24 protein-coding genes and 1 tRNA gene are annotated in these 17,538 nt (G+C 40.7%); 15 read left to right on the plus strand and 10 right to left on the minus strand.

The genetic code is table 11. The annotated features are described in order from the left end of the window. Window positions 1-13 precede the first annotated feature (13 nt). The 5 genes from C511_RS0108915 (at window position 14) to C511_RS0108935 (ending at window position 5,060) form a co-directional block, all read left to right on the plus strand. A complete protein-coding gene (locus C511_RS0108915; protein ID WP_024997127.1) occupies window positions 14-445 on the plus strand; it encodes a hypothetical protein in 432 nt (143 codons plus the stop codon). 173 nt (window positions 446-618) lie between these two features. After that, window positions 619-763 (plus strand) — tRNA-OTHER (locus C511_RS17890). A 39-nt stretch (window positions 764-802) separates the two neighbouring features. Beyond that, the gene (locus C511_RS16555; RefSeq protein ID WP_024997126.1) at window positions 803-1,426 is read left to right on the plus strand and encodes a hypothetical protein; all 624 of its coding nucleotides are present in this window, start codon (window positions 803-805) and stop codon (window positions 1,424-1,426) included. A gap of 52 nt (window positions 1,427-1,478) precedes the next feature. Beyond that, entirely contained in the window at window positions 1,479-4,223 is a 2,745-nt protein-coding gene (locus tag C511_RS18565; RefSeq protein WP_193352427.1) for an SNF2-related protein, read from the plus strand. Between the two features lie 441 nt (window positions 4,224-4,664). After that, the gene (locus C511_RS0108935) at window positions 4,665-5,060 is read left to right on the plus strand and encodes a hypothetical protein (RefSeq protein ID WP_024997124.1); all 396 of its coding nucleotides are present in this window, start codon (window positions 4,665-4,667) and stop codon (window positions 5,058-5,060) included. Window positions 5,061-5,219: 159 nt separating this feature from the next. On the opposite strand, the gene C511_RS0108940 is transcribed toward C511_RS0108935, so the two are convergent. Continuing rightward, window positions 5,220-5,498 (minus strand): hypothetical protein, encoded by a 279-nt coding sequence (locus C511_RS0108940; protein WP_024997123.1) that lies wholly within the window; start codon window positions 5,496-5,498, stop codon window positions 5,220-5,222. Between the two features lie 139 nt (window positions 5,499-5,637). Here C511_RS0108940 and C511_RS0108945 point away from each other — a divergent pair, with 139 nt between their 5' ends. The 9 genes from C511_RS0108945 to C511_RS0108985 all read left to right on the plus strand — a co-directional run bounded on the left by C511_RS0108945 (window position 5,638) and on the right by C511_RS0108985 (window position 9,984). Beyond that, window positions 5,638-6,252, plus strand: coding sequence for an ASCH domain-containing protein (locus C511_RS0108945; RefSeq protein WP_024997122.1), 615 nt, complete (start codon window positions 5,638-5,640; stop codon window positions 6,250-6,252). Window positions 6,253-6,271: 19 nt separating this feature from the next. Next, a complete protein-coding gene (locus C511_RS0108950; RefSeq protein ID WP_024997121.1) occupies window positions 6,272-6,562 on the plus strand; it encodes a hypothetical protein in 291 nt (96 codons plus the stop codon). Continuing rightward, on the plus strand, window positions 6,559-7,047 hold the full coding sequence (locus C511_RS0108955) for a hypothetical protein (RefSeq protein ID WP_024997120.1): 489 nt from the start codon (window positions 6,559-6,561) through the stop codon (window positions 7,045-7,047). Before C511_RS0108950 ends, C511_RS0108955 begins: the two co-directional genes overlap by 4 nt. After that, window positions 7,044-7,469, plus strand: coding sequence for a YopX family protein (locus tag C511_RS16565; protein ID WP_024997119.1), 426 nt, complete (start codon window positions 7,044-7,046; stop codon window positions 7,467-7,469). The genes C511_RS0108955 and C511_RS16565 overlap by 4 nt, the downstream gene beginning before the upstream one ends. Then, the gene (locus tag C511_RS0108965; protein ID WP_024997118.1) at window positions 7,466-8,314 is read left to right on the plus strand and encodes a hypothetical protein; all 849 of its coding nucleotides are present in this window, start codon (window positions 7,466-7,468) and stop codon (window positions 8,312-8,314) included. The genes C511_RS16565 and C511_RS0108965 overlap by 4 nt, the downstream gene beginning before the upstream one ends. Before the next feature lie 33 nt (window positions 8,315-8,347). Continuing rightward, entirely contained in the window at window positions 8,348-8,557 is a 210-nt protein-coding gene (locus tag C511_RS0108970; RefSeq protein ID WP_024997117.1) for a hypothetical protein, read from the plus strand. A gap of 59 nt (window positions 8,558-8,616) precedes the next feature. Further along, complete coding sequence (locus tag C511_RS0108975; RefSeq protein ID WP_024997116.1) at window positions 8,617-9,060, plus strand: hypothetical protein; 444 nt, start codon at window positions 8,617-8,619, stop codon at window positions 9,058-9,060. Between the two features lie 74 nt (window positions 9,061-9,134). Continuing rightward, window positions 9,135-9,419 carry a hypothetical protein gene (locus C511_RS0108980; protein ID WP_024997115.1) on the plus strand — a complete coding sequence of 95 codons (285 nt, stop codon included), beginning with the start codon at window positions 9,135-9,137 and terminating at the stop codon, window positions 9,417-9,419. 82 nt (window positions 9,420-9,501) lie between these two features. Then, complete coding sequence (locus C511_RS0108985) at window positions 9,502-9,984, plus strand: VRR-NUC domain-containing protein (protein ID WP_027318072.1); 483 nt, start codon at window positions 9,502-9,504, stop codon at window positions 9,982-9,984. Between the two features lie 75 nt (window positions 9,985-10,059). Here the strand turns inward: C511_RS0108985 and C511_RS16570 are convergent, their stop codons facing one another. From C511_RS16570 to C511_RS0109005, 4 genes are all read right to left on the minus strand, one after another. Further along, the gene (locus C511_RS16570) at window positions 10,060-10,590 is read right to left on the minus strand and encodes a hypothetical protein (protein ID WP_024997113.1); all 531 of its coding nucleotides are present in this window, start codon (window positions 10,588-10,590) and stop codon (window positions 10,060-10,062) included. Then, window positions 10,587-11,006 (minus strand): DUF5675 family protein, encoded by a 420-nt coding sequence (locus C511_RS0108995; RefSeq protein ID WP_226992556.1) that lies wholly within the window; start codon window positions 11,004-11,006, stop codon window positions 10,587-10,589. Before C511_RS0108995 ends, C511_RS16570 begins: the two co-directional genes overlap by 4 nt. Beyond that, window positions 11,003-11,476 carry a phage holin family protein gene (locus C511_RS17265; RefSeq protein ID WP_024997111.1) on the minus strand — a complete coding sequence of 158 codons (474 nt, stop codon included), beginning with the start codon at window positions 11,474-11,476 and terminating at the stop codon, window positions 11,003-11,005. The genes C511_RS0108995 and C511_RS17265 overlap by 4 nt, the downstream gene beginning before the upstream one ends. A 193-nt stretch (window positions 11,477-11,669) precedes the next feature. Next, a complete protein-coding gene (locus C511_RS0109005) occupies window positions 11,670-12,266 on the minus strand; it encodes a master DNA invertase Mpi family serine-type recombinase (RefSeq protein ID WP_024997110.1) in 597 nt (198 codons plus the stop codon). Between the two features lie 75 nt (window positions 12,267-12,341). Between C511_RS0109005 and C511_RS0109010 the strand changes: the two genes are divergently transcribed. Then, window positions 12,342-13,112, plus strand: coding sequence for an Lcl domain-containing protein (locus tag C511_RS0109010; protein ID WP_024997770.1), 771 nt, complete (start codon window positions 12,342-12,344; stop codon window positions 13,110-13,112). Window positions 13,113-13,156: 44 nt separating this feature from the next. Here the strand turns inward: C511_RS0109010 and C511_RS0109015 are convergent, their stop codons facing one another. From C511_RS0109015 to C511_RS0109035, 5 genes are all read right to left on the minus strand, one after another. Then, window positions 13,157-13,669, minus strand: coding sequence for a hypothetical protein (locus C511_RS0109015; protein WP_024997769.1), 513 nt, complete (start codon window positions 13,667-13,669; stop codon window positions 13,157-13,159). Window positions 13,670-13,823: 154 nt separating this feature from the next. Further along, window positions 13,824-14,879, minus strand: coding sequence for a hypothetical protein (locus C511_RS0109020; protein WP_148297769.1), 1,056 nt, complete (start codon window positions 14,877-14,879; stop codon window positions 13,824-13,826). 10 nt (window positions 14,880-14,889) lie between these two features. Continuing rightward, on the minus strand, window positions 14,890-15,993 hold the full coding sequence (locus C511_RS0109025; RefSeq protein WP_024997517.1) for a hypothetical protein: 1,104 nt from the start codon (window positions 15,991-15,993) through the stop codon (window positions 14,890-14,892). Between the two features lie 20 nt (window positions 15,994-16,013). Continuing rightward, a complete protein-coding gene (locus tag C511_RS0109030; protein WP_024997516.1) occupies window positions 16,014-16,388 on the minus strand; it encodes a hypothetical protein in 375 nt (124 codons plus the stop codon). Further along, window positions 16,385-17,536, minus strand: a complete 1,152-nt coding sequence (locus C511_RS0109035) for a hypothetical protein (protein ID WP_024997515.1) — start codon at window positions 17,534-17,536, stop codon at window positions 16,385-16,387. Before C511_RS0109035 ends, C511_RS0109030 begins: the two co-directional genes overlap by 4 nt. Window positions 17,537-17,538: the final 2 nt, after the last annotated feature.

Raw genomic sequence — 17,538 nt, forward strand, 5'->3', positions numbered from 1 at the left:
AATAGAATAAACAATGAACCTCAACATCACACCAAAAGATCGGATATTCTCCGAGCTAACCGACATAGACGGTTTCCTGAATATCACCATGAGCGAAAACCCGGAAGAAGCACTGCAAAGAGGCAATGATCTAACCGCCTATATTGCACGCACAGGTAAGCTACTTGCAGATGCCAAATACCATCTTAATGAGTCGAAAAACTCCGAAGTAATGGAAACATTAAGGGATACCGCTAAAAATGCCAAAGCAACAGCTAAGGCCGTCAACGCTCTAGTTGATTCTATCTGTCGGGAAGAACAATATCTGGTTGATTGGTGCGAGAGAGCAAATCGAGCTGCTACCCATCAGCTTTCATGGTGTGTAACTGTAATCAGCAAGGCCAAAGAAGAAATGAAAATGGCCGGATTTAATAATAACAACGTAAAACGAAATTTCAATGAATAAACGAGATTCCATCAAATGCATTTTCTGGTTTGTCATAGCGATCCTACTGATTGGTACCGGAAATGCGCAACCACTTAAAAGCGGCATTGCTGCCTTAGGGTGTCTAATAATAATCAGCCTTGCAATATACTCTATCGTCAAGGCAAAAGACGAAAACTTCTAATAACAGAGATGGAGAAGTGGCGGAATTGGTAGACGCTAACGACAATACTAAGCCAGTCAAGCGGTTCGGAGGCTGCAAGCAACCCAAAGACCGAGGTTGCAATGCCCGAAGAAATATCCGATACTGGTTTACCGGTTCGAATCCGGTCTTCTCCACAATATCAATTTTGATAGAATATAAAAGCAATAATCAGCATGGAAAATCCTAAAAATGTAATCGAAAAGGCTTCTTTGAGAGCCGATCGATGCGAGGTAACTTACAAAGAGAAGTATACCGAAGCAAACTACACGAATGAAGTAAGCAAGAAATGTGATCAAATCATTCATAGCGATTTGAAAGCAGCTTTTGCAGCTCTCGTTCCTTTCCTGGTAACTGTTACAGAACAGCCGGAAGCAAAATTATTTAATCGCTCAAATATCGACAGCGTTCCCACAGAAGCAATTCAAAAGGAAATTGATAAATACGTTGTCACCGGTTACTCCCATGGAGGAAGTGATGAATCTGCAGGCGTGACAATCATTGGCCAAAAGATTCTCAAGTCCGGGCAAGTGCTCAATCTCATTGCTCCATTTACCAAATTTTCTTCTGATGATGCCGTAGATGGTTATTCTTATGGTTCAGAACTTGATTTAGCTATTCAACGTTGCGACTGGGAAGTATCTGAGTATTTATTCTCTGAAAAATACGGTGTCAAACAAGAGCAGCTGGATTTCGAATCCGATGCACCCGTTGATGCCAATATTGAGCCAAAGAAGAAAGGCAAGGGAAGAAAGAAGATGAACATAGAGGAAGCAAAAGTATTTGACGAAACGGCGTAATTAGTAACAAATGGAGTGTCGACAAGGCACTCCATACAATAAACCAAAGGCGATGAATATTATTCTAAAAGACAACATGTTTGAGCTACAATTCAAGTACAGACCTATCATCGTTGATAGAATCAAACAGATAGAGGGTCGCAAATACGATGCAATCAGGAAGATATGGAAAGTTCCTGCATCCAAAAGAGTCGAGCTCGAACGTTTAGCATACCAAATAAGACAAATAGAACCGGTTACATGGGGAGGCGATCAATCAGCACATTCGCGTGAAGAAGAAAAAACGTATGATCTTCCCGTTCTCCGTCCTCTTGACCGTCCTCACGGTTTAAAAATAACTCCTTACCCTTATCAGCTAGAAGGAATACAGCGTGGGCTAGAGTTTAAACGATTCATGAACACGGACGAACCGGGTCTGGGCAAAGCTAATCCGCTTTATTCTTTGATTTCAAGCCCTTCAGGATGGATAAAGATGGGAGATATAAAAGTTGGTGATACGATATTCGCAAAAGACGGAAGCATTCAAACCGTAGATGCAATATATCCTCAAGGTTTCCAAAAGACTTATCGCGTTGAAATGAGCGATGGATCATATTCAGATTGTAATCTTGAGCATTTATGGTGTGTTCGTGACCAAAATAGAAGGAGACGTGGAAAAGGCTGGACTGTTAAGACTTTGCAAGAATTGATTAATCAGGGATTAACAAATGAGACAAATGAAAAACGCGCAAATTCAGGTAGGAAACCTTCACTAAAGTGGGAAATACCTGTTTGTGAGCCGGTACAATACAGACGAACAGACTTCTTTATTGATCCATATATTATGGGGTCACTTATTGGGGATGGTTCATTGACAGGAACATCAATCAGTATGTCCTTGCCGGAAGAAAAATATGGGATAGTGAAATATATTCGTTCAATACTACCAGAAGATTATCAAATAAAAAAAGCAATACGGAAGGGTGACTTGCGGTTTGGGATTTCCAGAATTAGCAAAAGAAACGATAATGAATATCATCAAGAGATATCGCGTTATGGATTAAACATTTCTAGTCCAACAAAATTTATTCCATCCGATTATCTGCAGGGAGATATTGAACAGAGAAGAATGCTTTTGGCTGGTTTGATGGACACTGACGGCAGTTGTATTAAAAACAGAACCACATTTCATACAACATCTTTAAGATTGGCAAACGACGTCAAAGAGCTCGTTCAATCATTAGGTGGAATATCAATTGTTAGAGCATACAACAGAACAATCGAAGAAAAGGGGATTGAATATCAAGTAAATATTCGTACTAATTTTAATCCTTTTTTTGCGGTTCCGTATAAATATAACGCGTGGAAGCTAAACAAGGCATTTAGAGTCACACGGTATATAAAATCAGTAAACTTTATCGGGATTTACGAACAGCAATGTATTAAAGTGTCTGCACCTGATAGTCTTTATTTAACTAATGATTTTATTGTTACTCACAATACATTGCAGTCAATTGCAACGATTAACATAGCAAACGCTTTTCCTTGCTTGGTCATTTGCCCTTCATCTTTAAAAATCAATTGGGAACGTGAATGGCACAAGTTTACCGACAAAAAAGCAATGGTATTATCTGATAAGGTACGCGATACATGGCCGTTCTTTTGGCAAACAGGTATGTACCAAGTATTCATTGTCAATTATGAATCACTGAAGAAATACTTTGTGCAGCGAATTAAAAAATCAGAGGGTTGGACCCTTCGCGATGTTGAGTTCAGACAATCAATCGGTCTTTTTAAATCAGTTATCATTGATGAAAGCCATCGCTGTAAATCATCCTCTACCCAACAGGCCAAGTTCTGCAAAGGTATTTGCAAGGGTAAAGAATACATCATTGAATTAACCGGAACACCCGTTGTAAACAAGCCAAAGGATTTAGTACCTCAACTGTCTATACTTGATCGCATGGATGATTTCGGCGGTTATAAAAATTTCGTTGACCGTTTTTGTTCCGGACCAAACGAAGCAAGTAATCTCAAAGAGCTCAATTACTTGCTCTGGACTCATTGCATGTTTCGGCGTGAGAAATCGCTTGTATTGAAAGATCTTCCTGATAAAGTACGTCAGGTTCTCACATGCGAAATAACCAACCGGAAAGAATACAAGGATGCAGAAAGCGATCTTATAAGTTATCTACAGAAGTATAAGAATGCGGATGATGAGAAGATTGCGCGTGCAATGCGTGGAGAAGTGATGGTACGCATCAACATACTTCGTCAGGTAGCGGCCAGAGGAAAAGTAAAAGAAGTTATTGAGTTTGTAAAGGACTTCCGGGAGAACGGTCAGAAGATTATTCTTTTCTGCTCGCTTCATGAAGTTGTAGACCAGCTTAAGAAACATTTCCCTACGGCTGTATCAGTTACCGGGAGAGATTCAGCGGAAGAAAAGCAGGCGGCTGTAGACTCCTTTCAAAAGAACCCAAAAACAGATATTATAATCTGTTCAATCAAAGCTGCCGGAGTCGGGCTTACGCTTACATCATCCTCGAACGTGGCCTTTGTTGAGTTCCCATGGACGTATGCAGACTGTTGCCAATGCGAAGATCGCGCCCATCGTATCGGACAAAAGAATTCGGTTACAGTTTACTATTTCCTGGGAAAAGGGACAATAGATGGAAAAATATATCGAATCATCCAAACCAAGAAGAGTATTGCCAATGCAGTGACCGGTTCCACTGAGGCCATTGAAGAGAATATTGTAGATATGATTGCAAACATCTTTAATTCAAATGACAATGAAGAAGACGAAGAGGCTTTTTAAAGCGATTAATCAGATTCCGCTTGAATCAATCGCTTATATAATATGTATAGCATTTATCGCTATAGCTTCCTACCTGGTTTATTACGCAGCGAATCTTTTATTTTACTGCTCATGAAATACGTAATCACTCAGGTGAAATACTGTACTGAGGAAGGTATTCTGATGGTTGAATGTGATTCTTATCGGGTCCTATACACTACAGACAACCTTTCTCATTTAAGAGGAAAGCTTCACGCTGCTTTTCCGTGTAGAAATATCTATTTCATTTATTACGAAATACATGAAAAAAGAAACTAACAATTTTAAATAGAGCATTATGAAAAGAATGATTAACCCCGTGAGACTATGCATGAACCTAGTGCTAGTCTGTTGGACGCTCTTTGTAGCGCTAGTTGCCAGTATAGTCTTTATAGTTTATTTATTAACTAATAATTAGATAATATGGATAAAATTAATCGCTTAAACATGCTCATTTCAGATGCAGATGAAGCTTACAAAAAGTCAGTTGAAAATATACTTGATGAAATTCTGCCATGCATAGATATGGACTTTAGGCATGAAGTGGCTGAGAAAATTTGTAGGGACAAACATAAAAGTCCAGATGAAATAATTCTTATGCACGACGGAAGGGCTTTTGACAATCCGGCTTTAGTTGATCTCTTAACAGAGAGGATACAAAACACAAGAAAAGAGAACGAAGGACTAAAGCCGTGCATTGATACTCGCTACTGGTGCGAAACGTGTGGATCTCATTCGCACGAAGAGAATCCTAAAAATGGATATTGCTTTGTCTGCAATACAGACAATTGGGAACCTGAGAATTACAGGAATATTTAATTCAAAACCAAAAAATAACTCATCAAACTTGAACCTAATGCTGTATAGGTGAAGCGTATTGAAAGATGAAAATAAAAACAAAGAAAGCCACTCCCAAGAAAGGAATGGCTAATCAAAAAACATTCTTTAGAAAGGCAGAGCAAGATGTTGCTAAAGAAGCTATTTTTCTCCGGCAATATTCTTCTCCAGTCTAACAAGATTGAAAAACGAAATGTGCGCACAGTGAGGACAGGTTGCTGCTACTACTCTAAGGAAGGTTGATTGCCCCCCAAATGATAAACCTGTTCCATTGCTGTCTCTTTCGCCTGCTAAGACGTGAAATTCAGTAGGAGCAAAGTTGTAACCTGCATTCTGTCCGCATACTGGACATTTGAATAAGCCAGCCTTCTTTATTATTTCAGAAGAAATGGCATTGAATTGTTCATCGTTTAATTCCATGACTAATAATTTTTTAAATGTGACATAACAAAAGTAATAATAATTAGGGCACGTTCTCCTATCTTGACGATAAAGTTTTAAATGTGACAGTTTATACTTCTCTTCAGAGACGTGCCCTTTTAATCAAAACTAACCAAAGATGATAACAATAAGCGTAAAGCAGCCGTGGGCATACTTGTTATGTGCCGGCATTAAAGGTATTGAGAACCGAACTTGGAAATTGCCAGAGAAGTACAAAGGGCAAAAGGTTTTGATTCATGCAAGTGCTAAAACGGATAAAGAACCGTATATGCTGTTTGATGATGCACAAATAGATGCAATTGGAAATGATATAATGGATGTAGTCGCTTCTTATCATAATACTTCTGCCATTATCGGGAGTATCGTATTCAGTGACTGCGTGATAAATCACCCATCCATTTGGGCAGAGAAAACTGAAGTAGATTGCACTAATCCCATTAAGTGCGGTTCTTGGAATACTGATAGTTGTCAGGATGGCTGTATCAATCATTATGGATTGAAGAAACCAATATATAACTGGGTATGCGAAGATTCTATTCTATTTGATAAACCTGTTCTAAATGTTAAAGGTAAGTTATCCTTTTGGGATTATCCGAATATCGGATGTGAGCAGGATGAAGACGGCAAGGATGTATGTTGTTGCCATCTAGGTATTCACGAAAAAGATCAAGTCCTATCGTATGGTGGCGGTGATTATCGCTGCAAATATTGCGGTGGAAAATGGCATAAATAATAACTAATAAATAAAAAATATGAAAACAAGATTAGCAAAGAAGATCATTAATACTACAGCTGTATTTGGTAATTGGGATAGCAACTATCAGCCATATTCTGTTTCACAGCAACAAAAAGCGTTGAAAACCATGAAGATTCCAATGTCTGTCAGGAAGACTATATTAGAATATGGGGTGTATGGTAAGTTGCCAAAAGAGTATAGAAAATACAATTCATGTGCTATTGCTAGATCTATGGAATCAAATGGTATGTACCCTAGTAATATGAAGGAATATAGAATGTGTATGAGAAAACTGCTACAGCAATGAAAAGTATATATCAAAGAGTTATAGATCATCGCAAGGGCGACTGCATGCAAGCCGCTATTGCTTCTTTGTTTGATGATGAATATGAGAATGTACCTGCATTTATAGAGAATGATAATATGGGAGAACTATTTGATAAGTATCTAGAATCTAAAGGTTACGTATGCGAAAACGGCCTGTATAATAAAACATGGGGCATCTTACTACATCCAACCGAGGAATGCAAGCGAAAAACTAGATTTTATGAACCGCAGGTGTTGAAGCCCGAAAACATGGGTGAAGGCGTTAATGGGCTATTTTATTGTTCCGTTTTGTCTCCAAAGTATTTTTCTTGGAACGATATGAATATGCATGCTGTAATATGTGATAAGAACTTCAATATTGTGCATGACCCTAATCTAGAATACAGAGGAATAAGAAGTTATCCGTTGGCTTCTGTAATAGGATTTAATGGAATAACAGGAGTTTATAATATTGTGAAGAAATGAAAAGAGAAATATTATTCAGAGGCAAAAGAGCCGATAACGGAGAATGGATATATGGTTATCTAATAGGTAACAATGTAATTGTAGGTGAGGTTGTCGATTTTGATGATGATTACTTCAACACTCAATTTTGGTACAAAGTTGATCCTGAAACAGTTTGTCAGTTTACAGGCTTATCCGACAAAAACGGCACTAAAGTTTTTGAAGGCGATATTATAAAAGCACCTAGCGGGCGTTTGTATGTCGTAATTTGGTCTACATGGATTCATGATGAAAAAAGAAATAAGTTTTTAACTGATCGGTACGAATTTACCGGATGGTGTATTTCAAAAGATGGCATCAACCCTCGCGATACATTAGATTGTGAAACATTAAAAGGTGAAGTCATTGGCAACATATACGACAATCCAGAATTAATAAAATGAAAACCGTAAACAGTTTATCGGGTGGCAAAACATCATCATACATTGCAGTTCATTATCCGGCAGATATTGAAGTGTTTGCGCTTTGCTGTATTGACTGCCATAATGCCGGTGCAGGAATAGACAAGAAGCTAAAGCAGATGGCGAATGATAAACTACAGAAATACTGTAGCCACATGCCGGAGTTTGTGGCCACGTCTGAAGATCCTAAAATTCTTAAGGTGATGTTTGACCTTGAGCAAATGATAGGCCGTGAAATCATTTGGTTGCGAGGAATGGGATGGGAGCAGATGATAAAAACTTATCGCTGCATACCCAATAGGCAAAAACGCATCTGCACCAGCGTGCTAAAGATGCAACCCATCTTTGAATTCCTGTACAAGTATCACGAAATACCGGTTAAAATGCGTATCGGCTACAGGTATGACGAACTAGAACGTGCCGGAAGGTTAAACAATACGTTCAAGTTTGCATATAAAACCGAATGGCAGGATAAGTCAGTACGATGGATAAACAGATGGAAAGAAGTAGAATGGAGAATTGGCGAGTTCCCGCTTATTGATGATAAAATAACTCACTTTCAGATTAAACAGTTTTGGGATGGGTATAATATTGACTTTCCGGAAGATTCAAATTGCCTAAACTGCTTCTGGAAAAATGAAGCTCAACTTCGCAAGAACTTTGATACATCACCGCCAATCATGTGGTGGGCTACGATAGCCGAAGACTTAAATGGGCATACATTCAAAGATAAGTATTCATTAAGACAGATACAGACCATGCCAATTCAAACGGATTTTGTGTTCGGCACAGGATCAGGATGCCAAGCAGGTTTCTGTACGGATTAAAACAATAAGTAATAAATAATTAAAAACAAATCCATGAATGAACTGACAACGAAGGGAACCTACAAAAAAGTAGACCTTACAGTAAACGGAGACAAGACAAGTCAGGCAGTAGCCGCACAGAAAAAGCGTGAAGAGAAATTATTCCCGCTTCGGCTGAACTCAAAGACTGTCATATATGTGAAAAAGGAAAATCAAAATACGCATTACGCTGAAAAAGCGAAAAAGAAAATTGGGATTGAATAGTATGAGAATTATAAATGAAACAATATGCCTTGGGAGGGCTTTGTAAAACCCTGTACGTTATGAGAAAATTTGATTTGTATGACAAAGTAGTCATTATCAAAAAAGGTGAAGAGAATAGAAATGGCTGTATCGTAGGATTCACCACTATGGAAGAAGACGGCTGCATCGTTGATAAACCATCCGGTGTATCTGTAGAGCCGGAAGAACATGCTTACAACGTGTTAATTGGTGAAGTTGAATTTGATTCGCACAATGCCAAAATTGAAATCGAAGAATGCATGGAATCTGAGTTGCAATATAAGAATGATATCGACTATGAAGGAACACCTGAAAACCCTTTTGCCGGTACTAATAAAGCCATATTGGATTTTATGAATAAGAATAGGCTAGAAGGGATGCACATTCAAATGTTTGTAGAGCAGGAATATGATAGGGTGTGCATTTATCGCGATTATTATGAAACGCTAGCCGAAACGGATGAAACCGGAGATTTGAAGCCATAAAAATAGATCCATTATCAGGGAATAGCAATGCTATATATGGGAGCGATGTTGCTTCCATATATAACTTTATAGATATGATAGAAATAATGGATGCGTGTAACGCTTTAATTGATGGCAAAATTGTCATTGCTTATTTTGGAGATAATGATGATTATAAATTTAATCATTTGGCTGCACCTGTGGAAATTCGACTGTTGGGCGATTATTTCAGCACTTATACTTCCCATGGGGGGAACTGTACGAAATTAAGAGAGGGAGACGTGCTCGACGTCCTTCGAGAGAAATTCAATCATTTGAATATCCACCCAGTATGCCTATTGGATATTAGACCAATAAATGAACCAAGCATAAGTCGTTAACTTTCACTATTTTTAAGTACCGGGTATCTCTATATTTGACTATCCGGTACTTGTTTTTTATATTTTATGAGAAACCATTCTCATGAAATCCTATTCAACCGAAAAATGTATTACCTGTGGACGTGAAACCGTTTCTGTAGTCAAAACAGATGATGGATATATATGTTATAACTGTTATGCAGAAAAGCGCAATCCATCAAAGAAGAAGCGTGTAGTCAAGCATGTAGAAGCAGACATGCAAACAGAGTTCTTCGATAAGGTTTTCAAAATATTCCCCACCCTTCCCCGGAAACTTCTTTTTGCAGTACCCAATGGTGGCAGCCGGAACAAAATAGAAGCAGCCAATATGAAGCGCCAAGGCGTTACTTCCGGAGTAGCTGATGTTATTCTACTTATCCCTAAAAAGGGCTATTGTTCGCTATGCTTAGAATTCAAGACTTCAATAGGCCGACAGTCTGATGAACAAAAGGAGTTTCAACGACAAGCAGAAGCATGTCGGAGCAAGTATGTTATTGTTCGATCAGCGATGGAAGCTATTGAGATGATAAAGGAGTATTTGGAATGAATTATTAGGAAAGCCCCGCTTATTTTTTAGCGAGGCTTATCACATTTGTTAATTACCGTGACGCCTTCTACCATGCTACAGTTTCTTTATCAGATTAAACAATATACCTATCCAATTGGTTCGTTTATTAACCCAAACAACCAGGGCAACAATTCCTACTATCCAAGCAATACATCCCGTCCAGATAAACAACTTTTGCCACCAAGATAATTTCCTCTCAACCTCTCTGGTTACAATAGACTGTGTCATAGTCTTCTTTCCCACCGTTGTTTCTTTAACAGGCAAATAAACCGTATCACGTGCTGTTTCAAAGTTGGCTAATAGATTTCCTAGACTATCCAACTTAAACTGTAATTTCACTCTTTTAGTGTGTTCCTCATCGAACCATTTGAGTACAACCTTCCCGTTCTCGTCACACTCCAAGAGCGCTCTTATCCTCGCTGTATCTTCCGGCAAAGGATAGGGCACTAACTTCTCAATAAAAACAGAGTCATACTCCGTGACCGTCGTTACTGACGGCTTTGGAGTACGACATGATGAACAAACAATGCTCATCGCAAGCATGATTGTCACGAAAAGCAATATAACATAAACCCTGTCTCTCATACAATTTCTATTGAAATGTTATCTGCATGTTTAAGCATATCAACGAGGCGTTCCTCGTAGTAAGTAGAGTTAAGAACCTTGCCTACCTGTTTATTCTCACCAACCAATATACAACCGGCTGTATCGGCTGCCGTGTTGCCTCTGTGTATTAGCACACCCTCATAGCCAGGAACGTTAACCAAGCGAGGCAATAACCGTTTAAACTTAGGAGATGTGTTAACAATCACCTTGTACGTTCCTTCAGGAATAGCGGTTTGCCCGGGTATCTTTTTAGTGGCTATTTCAGTAGCACTCATGCCTTTATCCAGTCGGTCAGTATCCTCCAATGTATCACAAAAATAAACTCCATCAACAAACAGTTTTCCAATAGTATAACTGGGCTTGCGAGCTATACGTTTGAGCTGCAACTTTATCATTTCGATTCCTCCTTTCTAACTCCTTCTTCAATAGCATCACCGATATCTTTCTGCTTTGACTTTACCAAGGCAATGATAACTTTCCAAAGACTAAATGAATACTTCACACCCTTATACTCGCAGATGTTTTGAAGAATACTATCCACTTCAAACAGGCAAGCGACACCCATACAAACAGCAGCAACAAGCGTAGGGTTAACACCCAAAGGCTCACCGATAGCTTTGCCAATCAATCCACCGAGCACAAGGTAACAGATATAATCAATCAGCTTGTTTGCAGTTCTTCGTCCAGCTTTACTGTTTCGAATCTTTTCTCCCCTTGCCTGTGCCGCTTTAATTCCGAATCTAAAGTCAACGGCCACTAAAATAACCGCTAACATGATCATCCATCTCAAATCCCAAAACAGGCTCAACATCTCACCTCCGAAGATGATAACCGATGTGCCTTTAATTACATTGCTCTCTTCCATTACTTTTTAATTTAAAATATAATTCGATGAACAAACTTACCTATATCGAGACAGAAGAGCGGCGTTGAGAAGTTGGAAAGCGGTCGCAATACGTGCGAGTAAAAAACAAAACCGCCCCAGCCTAAAAAAAGACTGAGGCGGCACCTACTATAAATAACCAGTAAGTAAGCTTCTACATCACAAATGTAGTCAATTATTCTTTCATCCGTTCCAAATGATTATTAAGAGTTGCTAAATGACATTTTAGCCGCCTGCAGATAGCGGCTTTACTTTTACGTTCAGCAAGCATTTGTTTGATGATATTCTCCTTGCCTGATAACCGGTAAGAAGAATTCTTGCCACCTCCCTTTCGCCCAAGCTTTACCCCCTCGGCCACACGCCTGGCTAAGCCTTCCTTTGTTCGCTGAGAGATAAGATCACGCTCGATCTGTGCCGACAGTCCGAATGCAAAAGCTAATATCTGACTATTGATGTTATTACCTAGCTCATAGCGCTCTTTCACTGTTAACACCGCTGTATCTTTCGTCATGCACTGATTCAGGATGCTCATGATCTGCATGAGGTTCCTACCTAGCCGGCTGATCTCTGATATAATGAGCGTATCTCCTTTCTTCATTTTACGTAGTAATGGCCCGAGCTTACGATCTTTAGCCGCCTTTGTGCCTGAAACAGTTTCAGCAACCCATTTGTCAATCACTAGCCCTTTCTCACGTGCGAAATTATTGATCTCAAATCGTTGATTCTCTACTGTCTGTTTGTCGGTTGATACTCTAATGTATGCGTATGTCATTTTTCGGCAAAGGTACTCTTATATTCCGCAATGCCGATTAACACGGTATTTTTTGCCCGAAAAATATATCGTATTATGGATAAGAAACTACCCTCACAAATATCCGTTGTATCAGCTACGGCAAGTGGTGATTACATTGTTATCACGTTAGCGAACGGGACATTCGCTAAAATCTCAGTACCTAATTTGCGCACAGCTTTGTTGCAAGGTATAGCGTTAGAATGCATGACAGACGGTGTGTTCATCATGTGTCATAAGAAATCTGATAATTCGTCAGTAATGTTTAGACCAGAGTCTTGGAAAGCACAGCAAGCATCTGGTGAGGTGGCCGATGGCGTAGTAGTAGTGGAAGGAGGCAGACTGTTAGTTGTTGCTCCTACTGAATCACCTACCAAACTTTTTTGGAGTAGTGCAGCCATATCTGGAGGTGGATTTACTACCACAGATCGTGTAGCTGCCTACAATGATTGGACGGGTAAAACGAGTACAGCCGCACAGATAGCGGCTAGCACTGCTGGGGCAGTAACTAATACCGCAAGCTATGCGCCAGGATTCTGTAACCTATATAGTCGCACCAATGCTAACGGACAAGGTTTAACTGCCGGCAAATGGTGGCTGCCGTCAATAGGTGAACTACTTATGATGTCTGCTAACTTCAACAAGATAAATTATGCACTATCGCTAATTACGGGTGCAGAATTCCTTAAGCTAGACGCATACTGGAGCTCTTCCGAGAATAGTAGCCCGAATGCATGGTTTATGAATTTCAGCCAAGGTTTCATGGGATACAACACTAAGACGACGGGTCAGTATTGCGTTAGACCTGTTTCAGCATTTATTGCATAGTGGAATAAGATTCCCCTAGCCTATAAACAAGCTAGGGGAAAATATTAACCTATAGGTACTACTGTTGCATCAGTAATATCATCTGCAGTAGATTCGCACAATACTGTAGATTCATTTGTTCCTGTCTCTTTATGTACAGTAACGTACAAAGGACTACTGTTATTCGGCTTCACATATAAAAAACCATCTTTTTTATAAAAAACAAAAGATTCAACTCCCGAACTAATCGATATCCGCTTAATTATAAACGCATTGGAGCTTTGAATAGTGGATACAAAATACAATCCAAAGATTGAATAATGATAGACTGCAATCAAATATGAGGAGACCGAGCTGATAGAGCCTAAGCTAATAGCCTTGACTACTCCTGGATGAATAACAGAGCATTTAGTGCCTGGCGATACCATCCCGTAGGCAACCTTAGAATTTACTGGATATAACTGACTTTTCAATACTCTAGCCTTGGTACCATTTGCTAAAGTAAGGTCAATGTAATCAGTGTCCGCAACAGAGGTAACTGCAGTGACTTGTAATGGCGTTCTTACTTCTTGTGACATATACTACATATTTTTCGGGCGATTAATCTATAGTATTTTTCGCCCTGGTTTATAAAATTGTTTTTGTAAAATATAAATCTTAAACACTAGTCTCTTAAAGAGTAGCGTTTATGGTGGTGAATTGTTTCTATTCATGTTGGTATATTTAATTTAGTTATGATACAATAGAAAAACCGCTATCAGCAACCCACGTCCACACGTTATTCACCTTTTGTGAGATGATGTGCGCCCGTGAGCTACCAGTTATATACGATATAACTCTGCTGCAGGTGACGTAATCGCTTGTTGTGCTATTCCATCCCATCATTGCAAAACCTGCACTTTTGAAAGTTGGCCAATCTCGAGGTACCCTTGTGGTTGCAATAGGGCCTCTAAACTCAAGCTCAAGACCTTGGTGCAATGAAGGGTCAGGAAGATTGATAATCGCTTTTGTCCAGCCGCTGAAATCGAAGTATGTACCCTTTTTAAGGTTGACATTATGTTCAGTCTCCAATGCTCCAAACTCATCTAGTATGCTTCGCCATACAATGATGTCCTTTGATTTGCGATACGTACGCCCGTATTCATCCCAGCTGAAATTGCCGGCAGACAGATGCCCGGCGCCCGTCAGAAAATTCAGCAGAATGTTCGGAATAAAGGTGCCCGCTGCAAAGTTCTGGTACTCATTGGTATCTGCTCCGGACGGGGTTACTCCATACTGAGACATCATGTAATCATTGAAGAATACCGCCTTGCCCAAGCGAGCAAATTCAGCCATCACGATTTCAAAGAATGCTGCCTGAAAGTTATCGTACGGCCTCCAGGTCGCGTTAACCCCGTTGGCGGCGTAATCGTCTGCAGGATTAATGCCCGTAAACGTGCCCGTCTTAGCCAGGTAATAATAAAGGCTGTTGTGAGCCACGTATGGAGCTGTCAGCGATGTACGTGTGTATGATTTATCTAGCGAGAATATACCAGCCGGATAGATTAGCGGCCCTGCTGAGCCGGCATCGCCTTTGATTCTGATAACATCACTCCATTCTCCTTGAGAAATAGACATAGCCGACTTTTCGCACATCCAGATCGCGCCATCGGCACCGGCCGACCAGCCGTTATCATCACCTTCAGGCGTGATTGGCTTAGTCGGCTTGACGAGCGACTTGTTGTAAGTGCGAAAGGTCTTATATATCTTCGCACGTCGAACGGCTGTAAATAGTCTTATTTCTGTCATATCCATCAGCTTAGTAAGTATCATCGCCCACGATCTCGATAACAAGATCGCCAGGAGCTGCTTTATCCGCATCATTGGCTGTAATCGTTTGACTCGCTGAAGGCGTTGCACTGTTATCGTAATCCGCTACAATCTGCTGTCCGGCTTCGTTTGAGAGGAAGAATTTGAATTTAGATGCAAACTCCGGTCGCACATTACCAGCCGAATCAACAACCTGAGGAGTGTATACTACCGTGTCCGTGTCCGATTCAATCACTTCGTCCGCCGGCACAGCGTTCTTGACAACCCTAAGAGGATCAGATACGTCCTGTACCGTACCGACATCAGTAGTAAGTTCTGCCCCTGTCGTTGCATCTTTGAAGATAGCATAGACATTGAGGAATGAGTTCACCATATCAGCAGTAATGTCAACCGTATGGGTTGCATTATCCAATACCGTATTATTGCCGGCACTATCGGTGATATTAACGAATGCGCCATTCACCTGCTTCTTAAACAGCACAACGTACTTGCCATTCTCTACAGCTTCGCCACCGTATAAGAGCTTAGCGAATATCTTGCAACTCCCACCATTCTCTGCGATTACCAGGTTCTTGTTATCCGCTCCCATAATCACTCCCTTATAGACGGATTCTGATTTGGGAACAATGGTGATAGGAACGGTTTTTTGTACCCTGTCGTCAACTGTACCGACTTTAATAGCGCCATCAAACTTCAATGTATCGCTGTCTTGGTTGGTCTCTGATGCCAGATTCTTCATAGCCTTAAGAGATGGAATACCGTCTACCGTCACCCGCTTAAATGTACCTACAAGTCCGGCGTTGGTAGACAGTCCGGATCCATCAAATGTCAGCAACGTCGTGTTGTAAGTCCATTTGTCGTCGGTCGGTATAATCTGAATGTTGGACTTGTTCACAGCTGCTCCGATGATCGGAGTCCACACCGGCCGCAAACCGTCGTTTGCAGCCCAATCCGGCTTAACGATGTCATTGCCGTTGCTATCCTTGCCACGGTACTCCTGGTATGCATCGCCTTGATTGCAGGCCAGGTAAACAGTCACCGTTCCGGCATTACGTAGTCGTCTGACAGACGTAACTTCTCTAATTTCGCTCATATATTAATTGTATTAAAGGGTTAAACATTATCTTCTTCTGTGATCTCTTCAGTTGGTTCTTCTACCGGGTTCTCCGGCATCTCTGTATCAACTACAGCATCGGTATCACCGTCTTCATCAGGAATGACGACTTCTTCTGGATCAGTTATCTCAATCGTTTTTTCAAGGGATTTAACCGACGTCTTGAGCAGTTCTTTTGCCTCTGCATTAGTCAGTACAACACCCTGCACAGTAGTGATCTTATCGACAAATGTCTCACCTGGCAAAGGCTGTGCCTCCGTCTGATTAATGATGATACATCCGTCTGATAATCGGCGACGGTAACCGAGTGAAAGAGTCACGGCCACTTCTGCCGGAACCTTTGCATACTGGAATACGTAAGGAGTTAAATTCATGATACTAATATTGCGCCATCAGAGTCAACCAGTATCGCGCCATCCTTATCGGCAAGCGCTTTACGGTGCTCAAGCTCGTTAATAATAATGCGTACATCTGTCTCGTTATTGGCTGCATCAACCGGCAATACAACATCTTGGCCGTAAGCAGCATCCTGATAAGTAGTGCCGGCAGCTGATTTTTTAGTCTGCCAGGTAATGAAATGCGTTTTAGATAAATCGACAACACGTCCGTTGCCATCCATACCAATTACTTTGCCGAATGTCTTTGTCGCCTTGGCCGAGAGTTGACCGCCCCCTCCGATGTAGTGTTGAAAAGTCAAATTCTTGGGAAATCGACGGATATAACGCACTTCGTTCACGTTAGCGTTGGCCGGTGGCAGAGCCGGAATATTGCCATCAGGGAAATAGCCTGAGTATAGTCGTAGCAATAGATCACCGACATACTCTTTGTTTACGGTCAATGTTCCATCGGATGCAGTAGAAACGAACGCTAATGAATTATCTGCATTGAAATCCTCTTCAACTCCGGCAACAACCTGCTTCCACCACCAGCCAACCTTTGTCAGGTCACTGATAATGTCTTTGCCTAGGTGATAAGTCGGTTTGATGACTGATAACACATCCGTTGCATCCATGGGGTTGCATATCTCCGATGAAGCCTTATCGATCTGCGTAACGAGCAATAGGTTGGCAACCGAACTGGTACGAAGGAGAATCTTATCAATAAACTTAAGAGTCGTTTTAGTTCTCGTGTCGTAGTACTCTGCATAGAACTTAAGCACGTAAGGAGTCAGATAAGGAACATTCTTCTTGACGATGATTGCTCCTTTGAGCAGACCGTCACGCGCAGCTGTTATTACCTCAAAATAATTCTCATCGACCGGTGACTCCACTCCGTTGACTACCTGAGTCCACTGGATCTGAATCATGTCATTGTTCTTATTGCCGTTGGCTAACACCTTATCGGGGTCGACAATGCTCAACGACGGCTGGATCATCAGCTCAGTGATGGAGCGATCAGGATAATAGATGTTATTATCCGCATCGTGCAACTGAACAGTAGAGCCGCCTACGACATACATGCTGAATGCCGTTTTTAGCGGTTGAAAAATTCTCCGGACTTTGTCCTCTAATAATATACCCATAA

The organism is Bacteroides graminisolvens DSM 19988 = JCM 15093, from assembly GCF_000428125.1.
Lineage (GTDB): Bacteria > Bacteroidota > Bacteroidia > Bacteroidales > Bacteroidaceae > Bacteroides > Bacteroides graminisolvens.

Bases quoted from the DNA above. Each gene is read 5' to 3' on its own strand.
- C511_RS0108915 (WP_024997127.1), top strand. From the start codon at position 14: ATGAACCTCAACATCACACCAAAAGATCGGATATTCTCCGAGCTAACC.
- C511_RS16555 (WP_024997126.1), top strand. From the start codon at position 803: ATGGAAAATCCTAAAAATGTAATCGAAAAGGCTTCTTTGAGAGCCGAT.
- C511_RS18565 (WP_193352427.1), top strand. From the start codon at position 1,479: ATGAATATTATTCTAAAAGACAACATGTTTGAGCTACAATTCAAGTAC.
- C511_RS0108935 (WP_024997124.1), top strand. From the start codon at position 4,665: ATGGATAAAATTAATCGCTTAAACATGCTCATTTCAGATGCAGATGAA.
- C511_RS0108940 (WP_024997123.1), bottom strand. From the start codon at position 5,498: ATGGAATTAAACGATGAACAATTCAATGCCATTTCTTCTGAAATAATA.
- C511_RS0108945 (WP_024997122.1), top strand. From the start codon at position 5,638: ATGATAACAATAAGCGTAAAGCAGCCGTGGGCATACTTGTTATGTGCC.
- C511_RS0108950 (WP_024997121.1), top strand. From the start codon at position 6,272: ATGAAAACAAGATTAGCAAAGAAGATCATTAATACTACAGCTGTATTT.
- C511_RS0108955 (WP_024997120.1), top strand. From the start codon at position 6,559: ATGAAAAGTATATATCAAAGAGTTATAGATCATCGCAAGGGCGACTGC.
- C511_RS16565 (WP_024997119.1), top strand. From the start codon at position 7,044: ATGAAAAGAGAAATATTATTCAGAGGCAAAAGAGCCGATAACGGAGAA.
- C511_RS0108965 (WP_024997118.1), top strand. From the start codon at position 7,466: ATGAAAACCGTAAACAGTTTATCGGGTGGCAAAACATCATCATACATT.
- C511_RS0108970 (WP_024997117.1), top strand. From the start codon at position 8,348: ATGAATGAACTGACAACGAAGGGAACCTACAAAAAAGTAGACCTTACA.
- C511_RS0108975 (WP_024997116.1), top strand. From the start codon at position 8,617: ATGAGAAAATTTGATTTGTATGACAAAGTAGTCATTATCAAAAAAGGT.
- C511_RS0108980 (WP_024997115.1), top strand. From the start codon at position 9,135: ATGATAGAAATAATGGATGCGTGTAACGCTTTAATTGATGGCAAAATT.
- C511_RS0108985 (WP_027318072.1), top strand. From the start codon at position 9,502: ATGAAATCCTATTCAACCGAAAAATGTATTACCTGTGGACGTGAAACC.
- C511_RS16570 (WP_024997113.1), bottom strand. From the start codon at position 10,590: ATGAGAGACAGGGTTTATGTTATATTGCTTTTCGTGACAATCATGCTT.
- C511_RS0108995 (WP_226992556.1), bottom strand. From the start codon at position 11,006: ATGATAAAGTTGCAGCTCAAACGTATAGCTCGCAAGCCCAGTTATACT.
- C511_RS17265 (WP_024997111.1), bottom strand. From the start codon at position 11,476: ATGGAAGAGAGCAATGTAATTAAAGGCACATCGGTTATCATCTTCGGA.
- C511_RS0109005 (WP_024997110.1), bottom strand. From the start codon at position 12,266: ATGACATACGCATACATTAGAGTATCAACCGACAAACAGACAGTAGAG.
- C511_RS0109010 (WP_024997770.1), top strand. From the start codon at position 12,342: ATGGATAAGAAACTACCCTCACAAATATCCGTTGTATCAGCTACGGCA.
- C511_RS0109015 (WP_024997769.1), bottom strand. From the start codon at position 13,669: ATGTCACAAGAAGTAAGAACGCCATTACAAGTCACTGCAGTTACCTCT.
- C511_RS0109020 (WP_148297769.1), bottom strand. From the start codon at position 14,879: ATGACAGAAATAAGACTATTTACAGCCGTTCGACGTGCGAAGATATAT.
- C511_RS0109025 (WP_024997517.1), bottom strand. From the start codon at position 15,993: ATGAGCGAAATTAGAGAAGTTACGTCTGTCAGACGACTACGTAATGCC.
- C511_RS0109030 (WP_024997516.1), bottom strand. From the start codon at position 16,388: ATGAATTTAACTCCTTACGTATTCCAGTATGCAAAGGTTCCGGCAGAA.
- C511_RS0109035 (WP_024997515.1), bottom strand. From the start codon at position 17,536: ATGGGTATATTATTAGAGGACAAAGTCCGGAGAATTTTTCAACCGCTA.